General features: G+C 63.0%; 14 protein-coding genes. 11 read left to right on the forward strand and 3 right to left on the reverse strand.

Going from position 1 to position 18,539, the window contains the following annotated elements; translation table 11 throughout:
* Positions 1-38 precede the first annotated feature (38 nt).
* A complete protein-coding gene (locus EN850_RS06040) occupies positions 39-1,598 on the forward strand; it encodes a copper resistance CopC/CopD family protein (protein WP_136090834.1) in 1,560 nt (519 codons plus the stop codon).
* Positions 1,599-1,749: 151 nt separating this feature from the next.
* Entirely contained in the window at positions 1,750-3,177 is a 1,428-nt protein-coding gene (gndA, locus tag EN850_RS06045) for an NADP-dependent phosphogluconate dehydrogenase (protein ID WP_136090835.1), read from the forward strand.
* Here gndA and EN850_RS06050 read toward each other — a convergent pair.
* On the reverse strand, positions 3,174-4,226 hold the full coding sequence (locus tag EN850_RS06050) for a LacI family transcriptional regulator (protein WP_127872343.1): 1,053 nt from the start codon (positions 4,224-4,226) through the stop codon (positions 3,174-3,176). The genes gndA and EN850_RS06050 overlap by 4 nt on opposite strands.
* 391 nt (positions 4,227-4,617) lie before the next feature.
* Here EN850_RS06050 and EN850_RS06055 point away from each other — a divergent pair, with 391 nt between their 5' ends.
* The 7 genes from EN850_RS06055 to mgrA all read left to right on the forward strand — a co-directional run bounded on the left by EN850_RS06055 (position 4,618) and on the right by mgrA (position 12,003).
* Complete coding sequence (locus tag EN850_RS06055; protein WP_135929386.1) at positions 4,618-5,856, forward strand: ABC transporter substrate-binding protein; 1,239 nt, start codon at positions 4,618-4,620, stop codon at positions 5,854-5,856.
* An 86-nt stretch (positions 5,857-5,942) separates the two neighbouring features.
* Complete coding sequence (locus tag EN850_RS06060; RefSeq protein WP_127872345.1) at positions 5,943-6,836, forward strand: sugar ABC transporter permease; 894 nt, start codon at positions 5,943-5,945, stop codon at positions 6,834-6,836.
* The gene (locus EN850_RS06065) at positions 6,829-7,764 is read left to right on the forward strand and encodes a carbohydrate ABC transporter permease (RefSeq protein ID WP_127277058.1); all 936 of its coding nucleotides are present in this window, start codon (positions 6,829-6,831) and stop codon (positions 7,762-7,764) included. The genes EN850_RS06060 and EN850_RS06065 overlap by 8 nt, the downstream gene beginning before the upstream one ends.
* Positions 7,765-7,769: 5 nt before the next feature.
* The gene (locus EN850_RS06070) at positions 7,770-8,867 is read left to right on the forward strand and encodes an ABC transporter ATP-binding protein (RefSeq protein WP_136090836.1); all 1,098 of its coding nucleotides are present in this window, start codon (positions 7,770-7,772) and stop codon (positions 8,865-8,867) included.
* Positions 8,868-8,922: 55 nt separating this feature from the next.
* The gene (locus EN850_RS06075; RefSeq protein WP_127277060.1) at positions 8,923-9,669 is read left to right on the forward strand and encodes a sugar phosphate isomerase/epimerase; all 747 of its coding nucleotides are present in this window, start codon (positions 8,923-8,925) and stop codon (positions 9,667-9,669) included.
* An 11-nt stretch (positions 9,670-9,680) separates the two neighbouring features.
* Positions 9,681-10,823 (forward strand): Gfo/Idh/MocA family oxidoreductase, encoded by a 1,143-nt coding sequence (locus EN850_RS06080; RefSeq protein WP_127872346.1) that lies wholly within the window; start codon positions 9,681-9,683, stop codon positions 10,821-10,823.
* Positions 10,824-10,956: 133 nt separating this feature from the next.
* Positions 10,957-12,003, forward strand: a complete 1,047-nt coding sequence (gene mgrA, locus EN850_RS06085) for an L-glyceraldehyde 3-phosphate reductase (RefSeq protein WP_127872347.1) — start codon at positions 10,957-10,959, stop codon at positions 12,001-12,003.
* Positions 12,004-12,077: 74 nt separating this feature from the next.
* Here the strand turns inward: mgrA and EN850_RS06090 are convergent, their stop codons facing one another.
* Entirely contained in the window at positions 12,078-13,175 is a 1,098-nt protein-coding gene (locus EN850_RS06090) for a trypsin-like serine protease (protein ID WP_127280604.1), read from the reverse strand.
* Between the two features lie 401 nt (positions 13,176-13,576).
* Between EN850_RS06090 and EN850_RS06095 the strand changes: the two genes are divergently transcribed.
* Both EN850_RS06095 and EN850_RS06100 read left to right on the forward strand, forming a co-directional pair.
* Positions 13,577-14,665, forward strand: coding sequence for a serine protease (locus tag EN850_RS06095; protein ID WP_136090837.1), 1,089 nt, complete (start codon positions 13,577-13,579; stop codon positions 14,663-14,665).
* Positions 14,666-14,863: 198 nt separating this feature from the next.
* The gene (locus EN850_RS06100) at positions 14,864-16,696 is read left to right on the forward strand and encodes a hypothetical protein (RefSeq protein ID WP_245511771.1); all 1,833 of its coding nucleotides are present in this window, start codon (positions 14,864-14,866) and stop codon (positions 16,694-16,696) included.
* Positions 16,697-16,761: 65 nt separating this feature from the next.
* On the opposite strand, the gene amrB is transcribed toward EN850_RS06100, so the two are convergent.
* The gene (gene amrB, locus EN850_RS06105; protein WP_136090838.1) at positions 16,762-18,513 is read right to left on the reverse strand and encodes an AmmeMemoRadiSam system protein B; all 1,752 of its coding nucleotides are present in this window, start codon (positions 18,511-18,513) and stop codon (positions 16,762-16,764) included.
* Positions 18,514-18,539: the final 26 nt, after the last annotated feature.

Below are 18,539 nucleotides of genomic sequence, written 5' to 3' on the forward strand. Positions count from 1 at the left end.
CCAGCAAGCGATTCGGCTGGCCCTGTGGGCTTTTCGCGATGGTCATCGCGTTCATCGTCATGGCCTCGACAAGCCAGGCCCTTGCCCATGCGGCGCTGATCAAGACCGACCCGGCCGACGGCGCCGTGCTGGCACAGGCGCCGGCGCGGTTCTCGCTGACCTTCAGCGAGCCGGTCTCGCCGCTGGTGCTGACGCTGGTGAGGCCCGACGGCACGCCGGTTGCGCTGACATCCTTCCGCCTCAGCGAGCAGACGGTCGAGATCGACAATCCGCGGGCGCTCAAATCGGGCACGCATGTGCTGAGCTGGCGCGTCATTTCCGCCGACGGCCATCCGGTCGGCGGCTCGCTCTTGTTTTCCATAGGTGCGCCAAGCGAGCCGCCGGACGTCTCCGAAGCGATCGACTGGCCGCTGCGGTCAGCGATCTGGATCGGCAAGGTCCTTCTCTATGCAGGTCTTTTCTTCGGCATTGGCGGCGCTTTCGCCCTTGCCTGGCTGGCCGGGGATGGCCGTGCCGGTCAGCGCTTTGTTGCCGGGGCGATCCTGTGCGGACTGGTGGCGGCGCCGCTGTCGCTGGGCTTGCAAGGCCTCGATGCGCTCGGCGCGCCGCTCTCCCATCTGGCGCAGCCGGTCGTCTGGCGCACCGGTCTTGGGACCAGTTTCGGCTGGACGGTGCTGATCGCCCTGATAGCGCTGGGACTTGGCCTGGTGTCGCTGGCCGCACCGCGCGCGGCTGCCAGGCCACTTGCCCTTGCCGGGCTGGCGGGTGTGGGCGCGGCACTTGCCGCAAGCGGCCACGCAAGTGCGGCCGAGCCGCAATGGCTGACACGGCCGCTGGTTTTCGTGCATGGCGCCGGTATCGCGTTCTGGGCGGGCGCTCTGGTGCCGCTCGGTCTCGCGCTGAAGCGTCAAGCGGCCGGCGCCGTCGAATTCCTGCGTCGCTTCTCATGGGCCATCCTGCCCGTGGTCGCCTTGCTTGCCGCGGCGGGCATCGTGTTGGCCGTGATCCAGGTGCGGACGCCCTCGGCGCTGGTCGACACTGCCTATGGCCGGCTGCTGCTGGTCAAGCTCGCGCTGCTGGTCTTCCTGTTCACGCTGGCCGCCGTCAATCGCTGGAAGCTCACCGCTTCGGCCGAGGCGGGCGCGACCGAGGTGCAACGCAGGCTCACCCGCTCGGTCGGCGTCGAAGTGCTGATCGTGTTGGCGATCTTCGGTGTCGCCGCGGGCTGGCGCTTCACACCGCCGCCACGGGCGTTGGCGATCGCGGCGGCGCAACCGGTTTCGGTCCACATCCACGCGCTGCAGGCGATGGCCGATCTCAGCATCACGCCTGGCCATGCCGGGCCGGTTTCCGCCTCGATGATCATCATGACCGGGGATTTCGGACCGCTCGATGCCAAGGAAGTGACGCTGGTGCTGTCGAAGCCCGATTCAGGCATCGAGCCGCTGAAGCGCGCGGCAACCAAGCCAGGCGACGGCAGTTGGCGTGTCGACAACCTCGTGATCCCGGTTCCCGGCCGCTGGACGGTGCGCATAGACATATTGGTCTCGGACTTCGACGTGGTGAAGATCGAGGCGCCGATCGACATCAGGCCGTAACTCACGGATGTGATACCATTGTCGAACGGGAAACGTCCGCGTGCGGCTATAACACAATTCGGCGAGGCGGTTGACGCGGCTTGAAACGCTCGTCAATCATCGCCCGCAAAACACGGCCTCAACAAAGCGATCCGAAAGCAGGGAAGAAACGATGGAAAAAGCCGAAATCGGCCTGATCGGCCTTGGCACGATGGGCTCCAACCTGGCGCTGAACATCGCCGAACACGGGCACCGCATTGCCGTCTTCAACCGCACCAAGGCACGCACCGACGCCTTCGTGGAGAATGCCGGTGCGCTCAGGAACATGGTCGTCCCCTGTTACAGCCTGGAAGAGCTTGCCGCGGCGATCCGGCCGCCGCGCCCGATCATTATCATGGTGCTGGCCGGCAAGCCGGTGGACGAGCAGATCGAAGCGCTGCGCGGCGTGCTGTCGGCCAACGACATCGTCATCGATGCCGGCAATGCCAATTTCCGCGACACGATGCGGCGCTTCTCCGAGCTCTCCGGCTCGGGTTTGACCTTCATCGGCATGGGCGTCTCGGGCGGCGAGGAAGGCGCGCGCCATGGGCCGTCGATCATGGTCGGCGGCACCGAAGACTCCTGGAAGCGTGTCGAGAAGGTGCTGACCGCCATCTCCGCCAAGTTCAAGGACGAGCCGTGTGCCGCCTGGCTCGGTACGGACGGCGCCGGGCATTTCGTCAAGACCATCCACAACGGCATTGAATATGCCGACATGCAGATGATTGCCGAGATCTACGGTATCCTGCGCGATGGCCTGGGCATGGGGCCGAAGGAGATCGGCACGGTATTTTCCAACTGGAACAAGGGCCGGCTCAATTCCTACCTGATCGAGATCACCGCCAAGGTGCTCGCCGCCGACGATCCGAAGACCGGCAAGCCGGTGGTCGACATCATCCTCGATCGCGCCGGCCAGAAGGGCACCGGCAAATGGTCCGTCATCGAGGCGCAGCAGCTCGGCATTCCGGCGACCGCGATCGAGGCGGCGGTGGCGGCGCGCGTGCTGTCGTCGATCAAGGACGAACGGCAGGCAGCCGAAAAGGCCTATGGCAATATCGGCGTGACGAAAATTTCTGGCGACAAGGATACGCTGCTGAGAGACCTCGAACTGGCGCTGTTCGCCGGCAAGATTGCTGCTTACGCGCAGGGCTTTGCCGTGATGGCCGGCGCCTCGAAGGAGTTCAACTGGAACCTGCCGATGCCGACCATCGCCAAGATCTGGCGCGCCGGCTGCATCATCCGCTCGCAAATGCTCGACACAATGGCCGAGGCCTTCAGCAGTGGCGGCGCTTCGACCAACCTGCTGATGGCGCCGGCTTTCATCAGCTTGATGCAGGAGGCGCATCCGTCGCTGCGGCGCATCGTGGCGAGGGCTTCCGAAGCCGGGACGCCGGTGCCGGCGCTGTCTTCGGCGCTTGCCTATTTCGACAGCTATCGCCAGGGCCGCGGCACCTCGAACCTGATCCAGGCGCAGCGCGACTTCTTCGGTGCGCATGGTTTCGAGCGCATCGGCGAGCAGGGTGCGTTCCACGGCCCTTGGGGCAGCGGCGCGGCGCGTTAGTCGCCTGAGCGCCGATAGGCCACAACGCCCTTCGGCTCGCTCAGGCTCTGCAGCGAGCCGGGCGCGGTGCCGCCGATCCAGCCGAGCACCGAGCGCGCAAGCTCGGAGCCGGCCAGCCGGAAATCTTCGTTGACGACCAGCAATTCATGCCGGAACAGATGCAGCAGATCCGACGACTGCTTCGACACCACGTCGACGTCGCGGCCGAGCTTGAAGCCGGCATCCTCTATCCCGGCGACGATGGCGAGCGTCGCGGCGGCGGCGCTGCTGATAATGCCGTCCGGTCTGATATCGCGCCGCATCAGCTGCGCGGTCCTCATCCTGATCTGTTCGATCGAATGGTCGATCGAGATGGTGTTGAACGGCACCTCGCTGGCGCCGACTTCGCTCAGCGCGTCGGCAAAGCCGTCGACCGTATGGCGGTAGTAGCTCAAACCGGCCGGCGGCGTCACCAAAGCGAGCCGGCGGCGGCCCATGCCGGCGAGATGGCGCACGGCCTCGGCAGCGAAGGCGTAGTTGTCGAAATCATGGTAGGGATGAACCAGCCCCATATCGGTGCGGCCATGCGTGGCAAAGGGAATGCCGCGCTCCAGCATGTAGCGGGCGCGGGGATCGTTCGGCTGCGTGCGCGAGATGATGACACCGTCGGCCGAACCGGTCTCCACGAGATAGCGCACCGGGTCCAGCGGATCCTGCGAGCGCGAATAGGGTGTGACGATCAGGTGGTAGGGCGTATCGGCGATGACTTCGGTGACGCCATAGATGATGTCGGAGACGAAGCTCATGATCTCCTGCTCGGTGTTGAGCACGAGGCTGATGACATTGGTCTTGCCGGTCCTGAGGCGCACGCCGGCGCGGTTGGGCCGGTAGCCGATCTGCTTGGCGACGAGCTGGACGCGGCGCCTGGTCTCGGCGCCGATCTCCGGCGCATCCTTCAGGGCACGCGATACGGTGGTGACGCCGAGCCCGGTCATGAAGGCAAGCGTCTTCAGCGTCGGCCGCTCTTGCGCCGACGCCTCTTCGGTTTTTTTCGTCCGCTGTTTGTCCATTCTTCCCGCCCGTCAGGCGCATAGCAGCCGCAGGCCAGGTCGGCAATCGCCGCAATCCGCAATCCGGCATGATTTCAGGCCTTGTGTGGTTGCAATATACTGAAACGTTACAGATTGCCAATCTCGGCTTGTCGTGCGCCAGTATGGCTACCGATATCTGGCGGGCAGATTCCCCTGGGAATCCAAGGCGAAGGCTGTCTTAGCGGCGACTTTGCCGAGTTTTACAGGCAAATTGACCGTTTTGCACTGCAATCGCGGCGTGTTGCGAGCTCCAAGAATTTATTCGCGCTTCGAAAAAATGTAAGGTCACCCGCACGGCCGGGGTTGCACCATTGGCGCAATTGCCGTATCGAAAATCTGTAACGTTTCAGATTTCTGGGAGGAAGCCGAAATGCGATACAAATTCCTGACCGCTGCCTTTGCCGCGACAGTTGCGCTCAACGTTGCCGGGCCGGCGGCCGCGACCGATCTGGAAGTCACCCATTGGTGGACCTCCGGCGGCGAGGCGGCGGCGGTCGCCGAACTCGCCAAGGCATTCGACGCCACAGGCAATCACTGGGTCGACGGTGCCATCGCCGGATCCGGCGGTACGGCGCGACCGATCATGATCAGCCGCATCACGGGCGGCGATCCGATGGGAGCCACCCAATTCAATCATGGCCGGCAGGCGGAAGAACTGGTGCAGGCCGGCCTGATGCGCGACCTCACCGATGTCGCCACCAAGGGCAAATGGACGGAAGTGGTGCGGCCCAAGAGCCTGCTCGACAGTTGCACGATCGGCGGCAAGATCTATTGCGTGCCGGTCAACATCCATTCCTGGCAATGGCTGTGGCTGTCGAACGCGGCCTTCGAGAAGGCCGGCGTGCCGGTGCCGAAGAACTGGAATGAATATGTGGCCGCGGCCCCGGCGCTGGAGAAGGCAGGCATCGTGCCGCTCGCGGTCGGTGGGCAGGCCTGGCAGGCATCGGGCGCCTTCGACGTGCTGCTTGCCGCGGTCGGCGGAACCGACACCTTCCTCAAGGTCTACAAGGACAAGGACGCCAAGTTCGCCGCCGGTCCCGAAGTCGCCAAGGTCTTCAAGGCGGCCGACGATGCGCGCAAGATGGCCAAGAACACCAATGTGCAGGACTGGAACCAGGCCACCAACATGGTCATCACCGGCAAGGCCGGCGGCCAGATCATGGGCGACTGGGCACAAGGCGAGTTCCAGGTCGCCGGCAAGACCGCCGGCAAGGACTATACCTGTCTTCCCGGCCTTGGCCTGAACGAGGTCATCGCCACGGGCGGCGACGCCTTCTATTTCCCGCTGCTCAAGGATGCCGACAAGGCCAAGGCGCAGGAAGTACTGGCCGAAACCCTGCTCGATCCCAAGACCCAGGTCGCCTTCAACCTCAAGAAGGGCTCGCTGCCGGTGCGCGGCGACGTCGACCTCGACGCGGCCAATGACTGCATGAAGAAGGGCCTCGCCATCCTGGCCAAGGGCGCGGTCATCCCGTGGACGGACCAGCTGCTCTCGCAGGACAGCCAGAAGCAGAAGGAGGACCTGTTCTCGGAGTTCTTCGCCAAGCCCGACATGACCCTCGAAGAGGCGCAGAAGCGCTTCGCCGACATCATCGCTTCCGCCGATTGATCTCAGGCGCCCCCCGCCAGCTCCCGGCCCCTGTCCATCGAGGGTCGGGAGCGTGAGGCTCTCATTGTCCCAGCGAGGCTGCCGAGATGAGCAACAGCGAACGCCCCAACCGGCTTTTCCGCAATCTCAACGCGAAAATCGCCTCGATCCCGATGGTGCTCACCGCCGTGGTGGTGTTCGTCGGCGGCACGGCATGGACGGTGCTTTATTCCTTCACCAATTCGAAGCTCCTGCCGCGGTTGAATTTCGTCGGGCTCGACCAGTATTACCGGCTTTGGGCGACGCCGCGCTGGCTGATCTCGATCGAGAATCTCTTGATCTACGGCGTGATCTCACTGGTGTTTTCGCTGGTGATCGGGTTTCTGCTGGCAGCCCTGCTCGACCAGAAGATCCGTTTCGAGGACACGTTCCGCACCATCTTCCTCTATCCCTTCGCACTCTCCTTCATCGTCACCGGCCTTGTCTGGCAGTGGCTGCTCAATCCGGATTTCGGCGTCCAGGGCGTGGTGCGAAGCCTCGGCTGGACCAGCTTCGACTTCAATCCGCTCTACAATTCCAGCATCGTCATCTACGGCATATCGATCGCCGCGCTTTGGCAAGGCACGGGACTGATCATGTGCCTGATGCTGGCGGGCCTGCGCGGCATCGACGAGGATATCTGGAAGGCCGCACGGGTGGACGGGATACCCATGTGGAAGACCTATCTCTTCATCATCATCCCGATGATGCGGCCGGTTTTCATCACCACGCTGGTGATCATCGCGTCCGGCATCGTCAAGGTCTACGACCTCGTCGTTGCGCAGACCAGCGGCGGTCCCGGCATCGCCTCCGAAGTGCCGGCAAAATATGTCTACGACTACATGTTCTTCGCCCAGAATCTCGGCCAGGGCTTTGCCGCCTCGACCATGATGCTGCTGTCGGTGATGATCGTCATCGTGCCGTGGGCCTATCTCGAATTCGGAGGCCGCAAGCGTGTCTGACCATGCCGTCTCCTTGTCCGCCACGTCGTCAAACCCGCAAGCCGGCGTCTCCGGACCGAGCGGACCGAAGCCGCGACACGTGTTCTCGCGCCGCAACATTTTCCTCTACGGTACGCTCATCGTCGTGGCGCTCTACTACCTCCTGCCGCTCTATGTGATGGTCGTCACCTCGCTCAAGGGCATGCCGGAAATCCGCCTCGGCAACATCTTCTCGCCGCCGCTCGAGATCACCTTCGAGCCCTGGGTCAAGGCGTGGTCGCAGGCATGCACCGGCCTCAATTGCGACGGGCTTTCGCGCGGTTTCTGGAACTCGGTGCGCATCACCGTTCCCTCGGTGATCCTGTCGATCGCCATCGCCTCGGTGAACGGCTACGCGCTGGCCAACTGGCGCTTCAAGGGCGCCGACACATTCTTCGTCATCCTGATCGTCGGCGCCTTCATTCCCTATCAGGTGATGATCTATCCGATCGTCATCATCCTGCGCGAGATCGGCCTCTATGGCAGCCTTACAGGCCTGGTGATCGTGCATTCCATTTTCGGCATGCCGATCCTGACGCTTCTGTTCCGCAATTATTTCACCTCGATGCCGGAGGAGCTGTTCCGGGCGGCGCGCGTCGACGGCGCCGGCTTCTGGGGCATCTACCTGCGCATCATGCTGCCGATGTCGCTGCCGATCTTCGTCGTCGCCATCATCCTGCAGGTGACCGGCATCTGGAACGACTTCCTGTTCGGCGTCGTCTACACCCGTCCCGACACCTATCCGATGACGGTGCAGCTCAACAACATCGTCAACTCGGTGCAGGGCGTGAAGGAATACAACGTCAACATGGCCGCCACCATCCTGACCGGCCTGGTGCCGCTGGTCGTCTATTTCATTTCCGGCAAATTGTTCGTGCGCGGCATTGCCGCCGGCGCGGTGAAAGGGTGATGGCGATGGCGGCGAACGGCACCAGCGTTTCGATCCAGGACCTGTCGCTGAACTTCGGCGCGGTCTCGGTGCTGCAGACGCTCAACCTCGATGTCGCCGAAGGCGAGTTCATCGTGCTGCTCGGACCTTCCGGCTGCGGCAAGTCGACCTTGCTCAACTGCATTGCCGGCCTGCTCGACATTTCGGAAGGCCGCATCTTCATCAAGGGCAAGAACGTCACCTGGGAAGAGCCCAAGGACCGCGGCATCGGCATGGTTTTCCAGTCCTATGCGCTCTATCCGCAGATGACGGTGGAGAAGAACCTGTCCTTCGGGCTGCGTGTCGCCGGCATCGCCAAGGACGAAATCGCCAAGCGCATCGCGCGTGCCGCCGAGATCCTGCAGATCGAGCCGCTTTTGCAGCGCAAGCCGGCGGCACTCTCGGGCGGCCAGCGCCAGCGCGTGGCGATCGGGCGGGCGCTGGTGCGCGATGTCGATGTCTTCCTGTTCGACGAACCGCTGTCCAATCTCGATGCCAAGCTGCGTTCGGAGCTGCGCGTCGAGATCAAGCTTCTGCACCGCAAGCTGCAGAACACGATGATCTACGTCACCCACGACCAGATCGAGGCGATGACGCTGGCCGATCGCATCGCGGTGATGAAGGGCGGTGTCATCCAGCAGCTCGACGCGCCGCAGACCATCTACAACCGTCCGGTCAACCGGTTCGTTGCAGGGTTCCTCGGCTCGCCGGCGATGAATTTCGTCGAGGGGCAGCTGGAGGCTGGCACGACGGCGGTGTTCAAGACCGGGGATTTGACCATACCGCTCGATCGCTACGGCTTCGACGGCGCCGGCAACAAGAGCGGGCCTTGCGTGTTCGGGATCCGGCCGGAGCACGTTGCCTTTGGCGAGGCCGCGAACTCCATGCCCTTCGCCACCGACGCCGCCGTCGAAATCGTCGAGCCGATGGGCTCCGACACGCTGGTGTGGACGAAGCTCGGCGACCGCAATTTCTCCTTCCGCGTCGAGGCGGAAAAGACGCTGCGCAATGGCGATCCGGTTCGGATCGGCTTTGACCCCGCCCGCGCCTCGCTGTTCGATATCCCATCCGGCAACCGCATGTAGCTCCCAAGAAGACCATCCTCCCAAAGACAATCCCCAAGCAGAACGGACAGAGACGATGAACTGGTCATTCCAACTTTATAGCGCCCGCAATTTCTTGCCTTGGACCGATGTGCTCGAAATGCTCGGCAAGCTCGGTTACGCCGAGGTCGAAGGCTTCGGCGGCGTCTATGACGATCCCAAGGCCTTCCGCGCCGAACTCGACAAGAACGGCCTTGCCATGCCGACCGGGCATTTTTCCATCGATGCGCTGGAGAAGGATTTCGACGGCGTGCGCCGGATCGCCGAAACGCTCGGCGTCAAGCTCTTGATCTGCCCCTATCTGATGGCGGAGGACAGGCCATCCGATACCGCCGGCTGGCGCGGCTTCGGCGAGCGCCTGGCCAAGGTCGGCGAGGTGGCCTCGAAGGCCGGCTATGGTTTTGCCTGGCACAACCATGATTTCGAGTTCAAGGCGCTCGCCGACGGCTCGCTGCCGCAGGATCATATCCTGTCCTCCGCCCCCGACATTGGCTGGGAAATGGACGTTGCCTGGGTGGTGCGCGGCGGCGCCGACCCGCTGCCCTGGATCGAAAAGCACGGCAAGCGCATCGTCGCCGTGCATGTCAAGGACATGGCGAAGCCGGGTGAGGGGCTGGATGAGGATGGCTGGTCGGATGTCGGCCACGGCACGATCGACTGGGCGGACCTGATCAAGGTGTTGCGGGCCAAGAGCGCGGCGAAATACTTTGTCATGGAACAGGACAATCCCAACGACATCGAGCGCTTCGCCCGCCGCTCGATCGCAACCGTCAAGAGCTACTAGGAACAACCACCATGGCAAAGAAACTGGGTATTGGCGTCATCGGCTGCGGCAACATCTCGAAGGCGTATTTCTCGCTGGCGCCGCTGTTTCGCGGCATCGAGATGCGCGCCTGCGCCGACATCAACATGGACGCGGCCAGGGCACGGGCGAAGGAATTCAAGCTCCGTGCCGAAACCGTCGAGGATCTGCTCAAGGCCGACGATATCGACATCATCGTCAACCTGACCATTCCGGCCGTGCACTACGAGGTGTCGAAGCAGGTGCTCGATGCCGGCAAGCACGTCTATTCGGAAAAGCCGTTCGTGCTGTCGCTCAAGGAGGGCCAGGACCTCAAGACGCGGGCCGAGAAGAAGGGGCTGCGCATCGGCTCGGCGCCGGACACGTTTCTCGGCGGCGCGCACCAGTTGGTGCGTGAGCTGATCGACGAGGGAAAGCTCGGCAGGATCACCAGCGGCACCTGCCATGTCATGGGCCATGGCATGGAACACTGGCACCCCAATCCGGACTTCTTCTTCCAGCCGGGTGCCGGGCCGGTGCTCGACATCGGACCGTACTACATCACCAATCTCATCCAGCTGATCGGGCCGGTGAAGCAGGTGGCGGCTTTCGCGACGACCCCCGCCAAGGAGCGGACCATCAGCTCCAAGCCGCGAGCGGGTGAAAAGATCCCGGTCAACACGCCGACCACCATTCACGGCCTGCTCGAATTCGAGAACGGCGCCGTGGTGACACTGAACACAAGCTGGGACGTCTGGGCTCATGGCCACGCGCCGATGGAGCTTTATGGCGAGGCCGGAACGGTGTTCGTGCCGGATCCGAACTTCTTCGGCGGCGACGTGCGCTTCACCGAAGAGGGCAAACCGGTCAAGAAGCAGCCGAAATGGAAGCATCCGCTGGGCATCCCCAATGAGATGCACGGCCAAGGCATGATGGCCAATTACCGCACGGCGGGCTTGGCCGACATGGCGCTGGCGATCGCCGAAGGGCGGCCGCACCGCTGCTCGATGGAACTCGCGCTGCATGCCGTCGATGTCATGACCGGCCTCCTGCGCTCCGGCGAAACCGGCAAGTTCGTCGCCATGCAGACCACATGCGAGCGTCCGGCCGCGCTTGGCGTCAAGCAAGCCAAGGATCTCCTGGCCAAGAAGAAGTAGTCGCGGAGATTATCGATAATTTTGCTTGCCCCCTCTCCCCGTTCCTCCGGGGAGGGGGTAAAGGATGGCGTACGGGCACGTTCATCGCCTCTGCGATGACGGTGCCCTGTCCGTTCAGATTCGAGGATTTCCCATGCCCTATATCGCCGCTGAAAACCGCTACGAAAACATGATCTACAACCGCTGCGGGCGGTCCGGCCTCAAGCTGCCGGCGATCTCGCTCGGGCTGTGGCACAATTTCGGCGACGACACGCCGCATCGGACCAAGCAGGCGATCGTCCGCAAGGCTTTCGACCTCGGCATCACCCATTTCGACCTCGCCAACAATTATGGGCCGCCGCCCGGCTCGGCGGAGACCGCTTTCGGCGAGATCCTGCGCACCGATTTTTCCGCCTATCGCGACGAACTGATCATCTCGACCAAGGCCGGCTACGAGATGTGGGCCGGTCCCTACGGCGAATGGGGCGGGCGCAAATACGTACTGGCCAGCCTCGACCAGAGCCTGAAGCGGATGGGGCTCGACTATGTCGACATCTTCTATTCGCACCGTTTCGATCCCGACACGCCGCTCGAAGAAACCATGGGTGCGCTCGACCATGCGGTGCGTTCGGGCAAGGCGCTCTATGCCGGCATCTCGTCCTACAATTCGCAGCGCACCCGCGAGGCCGCCGACATATTGAGGCAATTGGGCACGCCCTGTGTCATCCACCAGCCGAGCTATTCGATGTTGAACCGCTGGGTCGAGGAGGACGGGCTGCTCGACACGCTCGAAGGGCTCGGCGTCGGCTCCATCGTGTTTTCGCCGCTGGCGCAAGGCATGCTGACGGATAAATATCTCGGCGGCATTCCCGATGGCAGCCGGGCCTCCCAGGGCAAGTCGCTGAAGACGGCTTTCATCAACGATCGCACCATTGCCAACATCAAGTCGCTCAACGCGATTGCCGGCAAACGCGGCCAGACGCTGGCGCAGATGGCGCTGGCATGGGTGTTGCGCAAGGGCAAGGTGACGTCGGCGTTGATCGGCGCCAGCCGGCCCGAGCAGGTCGAGGATTGCGTCGGTGCGCTCAAGGTGCTCGATTTCAGCGACGCCGAATTGGCCGAGATCGATGCTTACGCGCGCGAGTCCGACATCAATCTGTGGGCGGCCTCCGCCGAGCGCAAAGGTCCGCCAAGGAAATAGGCTCGCTCGGCAAGCCGGCAAACAAAACGGCGGGATGTTCCCGCCGTTTTCCATGGCAATCCGAAGCGGCCGCTTCAGGGCGACTTTGGCTTCTGGGCGGTGCCGAGCCCGGCCTTGGGCTTTTCGGGCGCCGGGGCGGATGTCTTCATTTTGGCCTCGATCCAGCCGGTGTAGTTGGCCAGCCGCGTGTAGATGCCATAGGCGTCCTTGTGGCCGCAGGCAGCGCTGCCATCGGCCGGGCCTTCGCCCCAACTGACGACGCCGACCTGGATCGGGCCGCCGGCGCCGGTCATGAACAGCGGTCCGCCGCTGTCGCCATTGCAGGCGTCACGCACGCCGCTCGTGGTGCCGGCACAGATCATGTTGCTGGTCAGCGGATCGGTCATGTCGGCGGCAATCGCATTGGCCGCGGCATCGATGCCCTTTTCCGAATAGCGCATGCGGTGCGACAGGTCTCCGAGAGCCGCCTTCAGATCATGCGCATAGATGGCCTTGATGCCGCTGTTGCAGGCGCTGTTTGGCTGCAGGTCGAGATCGGCGACCATCAGCGTGGTCGGGAAGGTGCCGTCCTGCATCTTGCCCCAGCCGGTGACGGTGGTCTTGCCGGTGTCTGGTGTCGCGTCATGGGTAAGCTTGATGGTCGGCGCATCGGCCGGGTCGGCGAGCCGGAGCAGGCCGAGATCGTTGTCGAGCGTCTGTTCGCTGTAGCCCTCGTTGACGATGACTTCGACAACCTTGTGCCGCTTGCCTTCGCTGAGATCCGTGGCACCGGTCAGCACGGTGACGGAATCGGGCGAGATCGGGCGGCCCTTGTCGTTGAGGCAGTGCGCAGCCGTCAGCACCCATTGCGGCGCGATCAGGCTGCCGCCGCAAAACTGCGCGTTGGCCTGAGAGGCCGGATTCTCGTCCAGCCTGGCGGTGGTGAGGAGTGCCACCTGGAAAGGATAGGCGCCCTTTTCAGCCTGATTGCCGCCATAGACGCGATCGGTGCCGTCGGGGTTCTCCGCCGCTGCCTTGGCCCTGGCATCGGTCACCCGCTGCATCGGCGAAACGGCCGCTTCCGGCCTGACGGCGGCCTCGTCCGCCTGGCCGGCGTTGATGAATGCAACGGCAGCGGCGATGCCAAGCAGCGATGCGGCAACGACCTGCCCGAACCGATTTGTGATGTGCACCCGAACCCCCTCCTGAGACAATTCTCCCGCGCGGATCGACGCCGGGCATTGTGCAACCAGAGGCCGCCGGTTCGGCGATCCGGACACGCACCCTATCGAACGGCGCGCGATCGGTCACAAAACCGAATCCCACTTTTGCTAACCGTGCCCGCGAGCAGAACCCGCACAAAACTCTATAGCCCCCCACGGGCTACGTGGAAGCGATTTATCATTGCCAATTTTGGATTATTTTAGGCAGTATGTCGCGGCAGGGTCTTAGGCGGGGGCTTTAGATTGACCGAGGCAAACAACGATCCGGTACGTTCGCCGATAGCCTTTGCCGATTTTTCAGCACCACCACGATCTCGACAATATTTCTGTATTTTGATCCAGTCCTTGCTGACTTTTGGGAGAGTCTCACCATGACAAAACTGACAAAGCTTATGATTGCTTCCGCATTGCTTTCCACCGCAATGTCGGCAGTCCCTGCTTTCGCCGCCGATCCTGGCTCCGCCAGTGCCGGCAATGGCGAAAGCATGCGGGACGTGACTTCGGGCGACTACAAGCCCGGGCGGGCCAAGCCGATCGCGCCGCCGACGCTGACTGACGAAGACAACCGCGCCGCGCCGATCACCGACGAGAAAGCGGCTGTCAAATCCTATGGCATCGTCGGACGTTCAGCCGATGGCAAGGAGATCAAGATCGAACCGAGCGAAGCGCTGCGGGAGATCATCATCAAGGAACTGAATGCGCCGGCCAATGGCGCCGAGGGCGCCCCGCGCAAGACCGAGGATCCTGACCTTGGCGAAGGCGAAGCCGGACGTCAGGTTTTCGGCACCGACGATCGTGAGCAGGTCAAGAACACCAAGACCTATCCGTTCTCGGCAATCGGCTATCTCGAAGCCAAGTCGAAGACCGGCTATGGCAGCTGTTCGGCAACGTTGATCGGCCCGCGCACCGTGCTCACCGCCGCGCACTGTCTCTACAGCCACGAGGACAAGGACTGGCTGTCCGACTACCTGTTCGTGCCGGGCCTCAATGGCAGCACCGCCGATGACGCTCCGTTCGGCGCCTTCGAATACGAAAGCGCCTATGTGCTGCAGGGCTTCATCGACAACTACCAGGGCTATTACGGTTCGGTGATCCCGTGGGATCTCGGCATCATCACGCTGAAGCAGGATGTCGGCACCAATCTCGGCTGGCTGGGCTACGCCAACTATGACGATCTCGGCGACTTCACCGCCAACCTCGTCGGCTATCCCGGCGACAAGCCGATGGGTACGATGTGGAAGGCGAGCTGCGAAGTCCATGCCGAAAACATCGCTCCGGAGTATTTCCAGTATGACTGCGATACTTTCCCGGGGTCGAGCGGCAGCTCGGTCTATGCCTATGACACCAAGTCCAAGCAGCGCATCATTACCGGCGTCAACGTGGCGGAAAGCCCTGAGGCCAACACCGCCGTGCGCCTGAACGCCGCCAACGTCCAGTGGATCAACAGCCTCTACAAATGACGGCTGCCGACGGTCGCGGCGCGTGCCGCGACAGAGAAACAAAGAACCGGCGGCGGGACGTTCCCGCCGCCGGTTTTCTATGCGATGGCGTGCACGGTCGGAGCCGTCACTTGCGCCAGCCCACCGCCACGATTACGCTTGGTCATCCAAGGGGTTGGGCGTTGAGGGTGGGATATGGCAAGGCCAGGAATCTTCGCAATGAGGGCAATGGCTGCCGCTCCCCTGCTGGCGGCGTTGATGTTGTCGGCATCTCTTACCGGACAGGCCTTCGCCAACGGAGGCAGTTCGCAGCCAGCCGGCGCCTGGGCGGAGCGCGTGCAGGTCCTCTATCAGAGCCGGACGCGTTCGGTGCTGCGCAGGATGGTGCGGGTGTGGGATTTCCAACCGGAAAAAAATCTCGACTTCACCTGGGAGCCGGCCGCTGGCCAGTCTCCCGATCGGACGATCGCCGAAGACGGCACCGTCAACGGCAAGGGCCGCCTGGTCTGGCGCGTGCGCGGCTCTGCGAACTATGACCCGAAGACCGTCTATTCCAGTTATTTTGGCTCCGTCAGGAACGGCCGGCTGGATGGGCAAGGGCGGCTCGAGCTTCGTTCGGGCGAGGTCTTCGACGGGCTGTGGCTTGAGGGAGAATTCAACGGAAAGGGCATCCATATCGATGCCGAGGGCAACCGCTATGAAGGCCAGTTCGTCGCTGGCGTCGCGAATGGCGAAGGCCGGCTCATGTCGAAGACCGGCGAAATATTCGCCGGCTCCTTTGTCGACGGATTGAAGAACGGCAAGGGTCGGACCCGGCTCGCCGGCGGCACGGTCTATCAATCGCAATGGGTGATGGGCAAGGAGGTCGGCAGCTCGCGTCCAGACGTGCTGGCCGATGCCCGGGTCGGCGGCCTTTTGAAGGCGCAGACCGGCGGCGGCGACGCCGACAAGGTCGAGATCGGGGTCGTGGTGGATCAACGTATGACGCAGCAATCCGACATGCAGTACCAGCACCTGGTGCGCGACGAGGACATCGCGATCTATCCGCAGGCGGATGAGGACAATGACAGCTGGAACGGCACCGGGCAGGTTACGACCAGCAATGTCTTTGGCCGCAAGGATTGGGACGAAGCGCCGGCCTTCGCCGAGGTCGACCTCAAAACGACGGACCAATCCAAAGTCAGGCTCGACCGCCTGGAAATGAAGGTCGCCTCGAGCGATGCCTACCGCAAGCCGATGCTGTCGATATCGGAGCATTTCGGCTGTGTCGGCTTCCGGCCGGATTTCTCGATCATCAACAATGGCTGGGGCGACGCCAAGGACATGAAAATGTCCATCCAGTTCACGACCGTGGACGAGGATGGCAATCCCAGCGGCCAGCCAAGCCGTATGTTCAGCAAGGACATTGGCAGTTTCGGCGAGGGCGTCGACGTGTCGATCAAGAGCGTGCTCACTGAAGCCGGCGTCGACACCGCCAGCCTGGAGACGGGGCGGTTTCCCTGTCCGTCGGTGGACAGTCTCAATGTCTGCCGCAGCCAGTTGGCCAACAAGATCAAGTTCGGCGAGGTCGCCGACTATCTCGGCAATATGCAGCAGGCGATGACACTGAATGCGATCGGCAAGCTCGATTATTCCTGGACAGATGACGAAGGTCATATCAATCAGAACAGCGAGCCGTTTCGCACCTCGGTGACCGTGGCGGTTTTCGAGACCCCGGAATCGATGGCCGAATGCGGCGATGGCGGTGGCGGCACACCGGAAGCGATGCGCTACCAGAACATCGAGTTTCCAATCGGCAAGCACGACTACACGATCGCCATGCCGGTGCGCGGCAACAAGAACATCAGCGCCTATACGGCGCGGCTGAAGATGTGGTCGTCGATGTCGTCCATCCACAACTTCAGCATCGCCGCGCATTTCGCCGATGGCAGCGTTCGCGAGAGCAAGCCGGTGACCTTCTTCTATTTCAAGCCAAAGCGGTCGCTGTTCGAGACCAAGACCGAGCCGGCGGCGTGTTATCTGCCACGCGACATGGTCGGCTGCAGCGGTTAGGACGTATAGATATTCAGGTGATGCCGGCCCGATCTTAAGCCTGGCGCATCCTGATCCAGGAACGGCTATTTGCGGCCCATCTCGAAATAGTTGGGCAGGGGAATGAGCCGGGCGAAGATCGTGCCCTGGGGAAAGACGCGCAGTTCCAGCATCGATCCGGACGAGCGTTCCGCCTTCTGGTCAAATAGGAAATTGCCGAGCGAATAGACTTCAGCCACATCGCCGCCGCCGAGCGGCACGATTGCCTCGCTCGACACATGCGGATGGCCGCCGACGATGACTGACACACCGCGCAGCCGCATCTGGTCGGCGAGCATCTCTTCGCGCGCCGACGGCTCGGTCTTGTATTCGCGGCCCCAGTGGACGAAGGCGACCACCGGGCGTTCCGCATTTTCGTGCAGCAGGCGGTCGAGCAAGGCTGGGGTGAGCAGGTCGCTGTTCTTCGAGCCGTTGGTGTCGATGTCAGTCAGGCCGACCAGGTCGAGATCGGCGAGCGCCAGCGTCTCGCCCTGGGCGACATGGGGGAAGCCGGCTTCGTCCAGCGCCTGCAGCGTCTCGGCATAGCCGGACGGGCCGAGATCGTAGGCATGGTTGTTGGCGAGGCTCACGCCGGCGACATGCAGCCGCTTCAGCATGTCGACAGCGAGGCTCTCCGGCATCGCCAGCGTCATATCGTCGATCGCCTCCGGCACGTTGGGCAGGATGACGCCTTCGAGATTGACGATCAGCGGCCGCGAGTTGGTCAGCGACAGGATGCTGTCGACGATGCGGTCGGCAACACCGTCGCGGACCAAAATCTTCTTCATGGCGCGGCCGAAATTCACGTCGCCGGCGAGATAATAGATCTTGTCCTTGGGCCGTGTGGGGTTGTTGAAGCCGGGGCCGAAAGCGCCGAACAGCGCCACCACATAGCTGGTGGTGCGCTCGACATAATCCGATGTGTGTTCCTGCGAGTTCTCATTGGCGACGACCAGCGGCAGGGCGCCGAACAATTCGCGCTGCAGCCTGGTCTGGATGTAGAGCGCGCCGACGGAATCGGCATGATCGGGCTGGCGCAGTGCCGCGATGCCGTCGAGCGAGCTGGCGGCCAGCATGTTGAGCGACTGCTGGTCGAAACGGCGTGCCTCATGCTGCGGCAGATAGTGCGAGAAGTCGGTGGATTCGACGATCAGCGTGTCGTGGTCGACAATTGTCTTAAGTGCCTCGGCAAGCCTGTCCCAGTCGCGGCGCCGCGCCTTCACCGACATCGCCACCGGCACGATTTTCGCCTCGGGGAAATAGTGGTGCAGGAAAGGCAGCATGGCACGTACGCCATGCTCCTTGTCGAACAGGCAGGACTCCTCGACCATGTCGCTGTTCTTCTCCAGAAGCCGCACGGCATCGGTGTCGGCCTTGACCGGACCAAGCACGGTATCGAAGCCGCGCGCCGTGGTGGCGTAGAGCTTGTGCGTCTTGTGGAAATGGTCCGGCGACAGGATGACGATGCGTTTGTAGCGGAAGCCCGAGGCGGCATGAAAACCCAGCGCCACCAGGTCGGCGGCCAGGAGATGATGCGGCACGGTGATGCCGGTCAGTCGCTGATTGGATGGCTGGACCTCGGCCGCGCTGGCGATGGCATTCTCGAACAGCTTGGCGTCGTCGTAGAAGGGCGGGAAGTTTGAGCTGCCGGACGGGCAGATGAGGGGTGCGGTGAAGGCGGGCAGGGGGAGGAGGGTGAACAGGAGGGCTGCCAAGATCTGCAAAATGTCGGCGCCCAGTCGGCCCCCCTCTGTCCTGCCGGACACCTCCTCCTCAAGGGGGGAGATTGGCAGCTTCATTGGCGGCGCTCTCTTTCTCAACGTCA

Origin of the sequence: Mesorhizobium sp. M8A.F.Ca.ET.207.01.1.1, from assembly GCF_004794715.1 — a bacterium.
In the GTDB taxonomy this organism is placed as follows: domain Bacteria; phylum Pseudomonadota; class Alphaproteobacteria; order Rhizobiales; family Rhizobiaceae; genus Mesorhizobium.

What these genes read in the sequence shown, in the direction of transcription:
- EN850_RS06040 (WP_136090834.1), top strand. Translation starts at nt 39, where the DNA reads ATGGTCATCGCGTTCATCGTCATGGCCTCGACAAGCCAGGCCCTTGCC.
- gndA (WP_136090835.1), top strand. Translation starts at nt 1,750, where the DNA reads ATGGAAAAAGCCGAAATCGGCCTGATCGGCCTTGGCACGATGGGCTCC.
- EN850_RS06050 (WP_127872343.1), bottom strand. Translation starts at nt 4,226, where the DNA reads ATGGACAAACAGCGGACGAAAAAAACCGAAGAGGCGTCGGCGCAAGAG.
- EN850_RS06055 (WP_135929386.1), top strand. Translation starts at nt 4,618, where the DNA reads ATGCGATACAAATTCCTGACCGCTGCCTTTGCCGCGACAGTTGCGCTC.
- EN850_RS06060 (WP_127872345.1), top strand. Translation starts at nt 5,943, where the DNA reads ATGAGCAACAGCGAACGCCCCAACCGGCTTTTCCGCAATCTCAACGCG.
- EN850_RS06070 (WP_136090836.1), top strand. Translation starts at nt 7,770, where the DNA reads ATGGCGGCGAACGGCACCAGCGTTTCGATCCAGGACCTGTCGCTGAAC.
- EN850_RS06075 (WP_127277060.1), top strand. Translation starts at nt 8,923, where the DNA reads ATGAACTGGTCATTCCAACTTTATAGCGCCCGCAATTTCTTGCCTTGG.
- EN850_RS06080 (WP_127872346.1), top strand. Translation starts at nt 9,681, where the DNA reads ATGGCAAAGAAACTGGGTATTGGCGTCATCGGCTGCGGCAACATCTCG.
- mgrA (WP_127872347.1), top strand. Translation starts at nt 10,957, where the DNA reads ATGCCCTATATCGCCGCTGAAAACCGCTACGAAAACATGATCTACAAC.
- EN850_RS06095 (WP_136090837.1), top strand. Translation starts at nt 13,577, where the DNA reads ATGACAAAACTGACAAAGCTTATGATTGCTTCCGCATTGCTTTCCACC.
- EN850_RS06100 (WP_245511771.1), top strand. Translation starts at nt 14,864, where the DNA reads ATGAGGGCAATGGCTGCCGCTCCCCTGCTGGCGGCGTTGATGTTGTCG.
- amrB (WP_136090838.1), bottom strand. Translation starts at nt 18,513, where the DNA reads ATGAAGCTGCCAATCTCCCCCCTTGAGGAGGAGGTGTCCGGCAGGACA.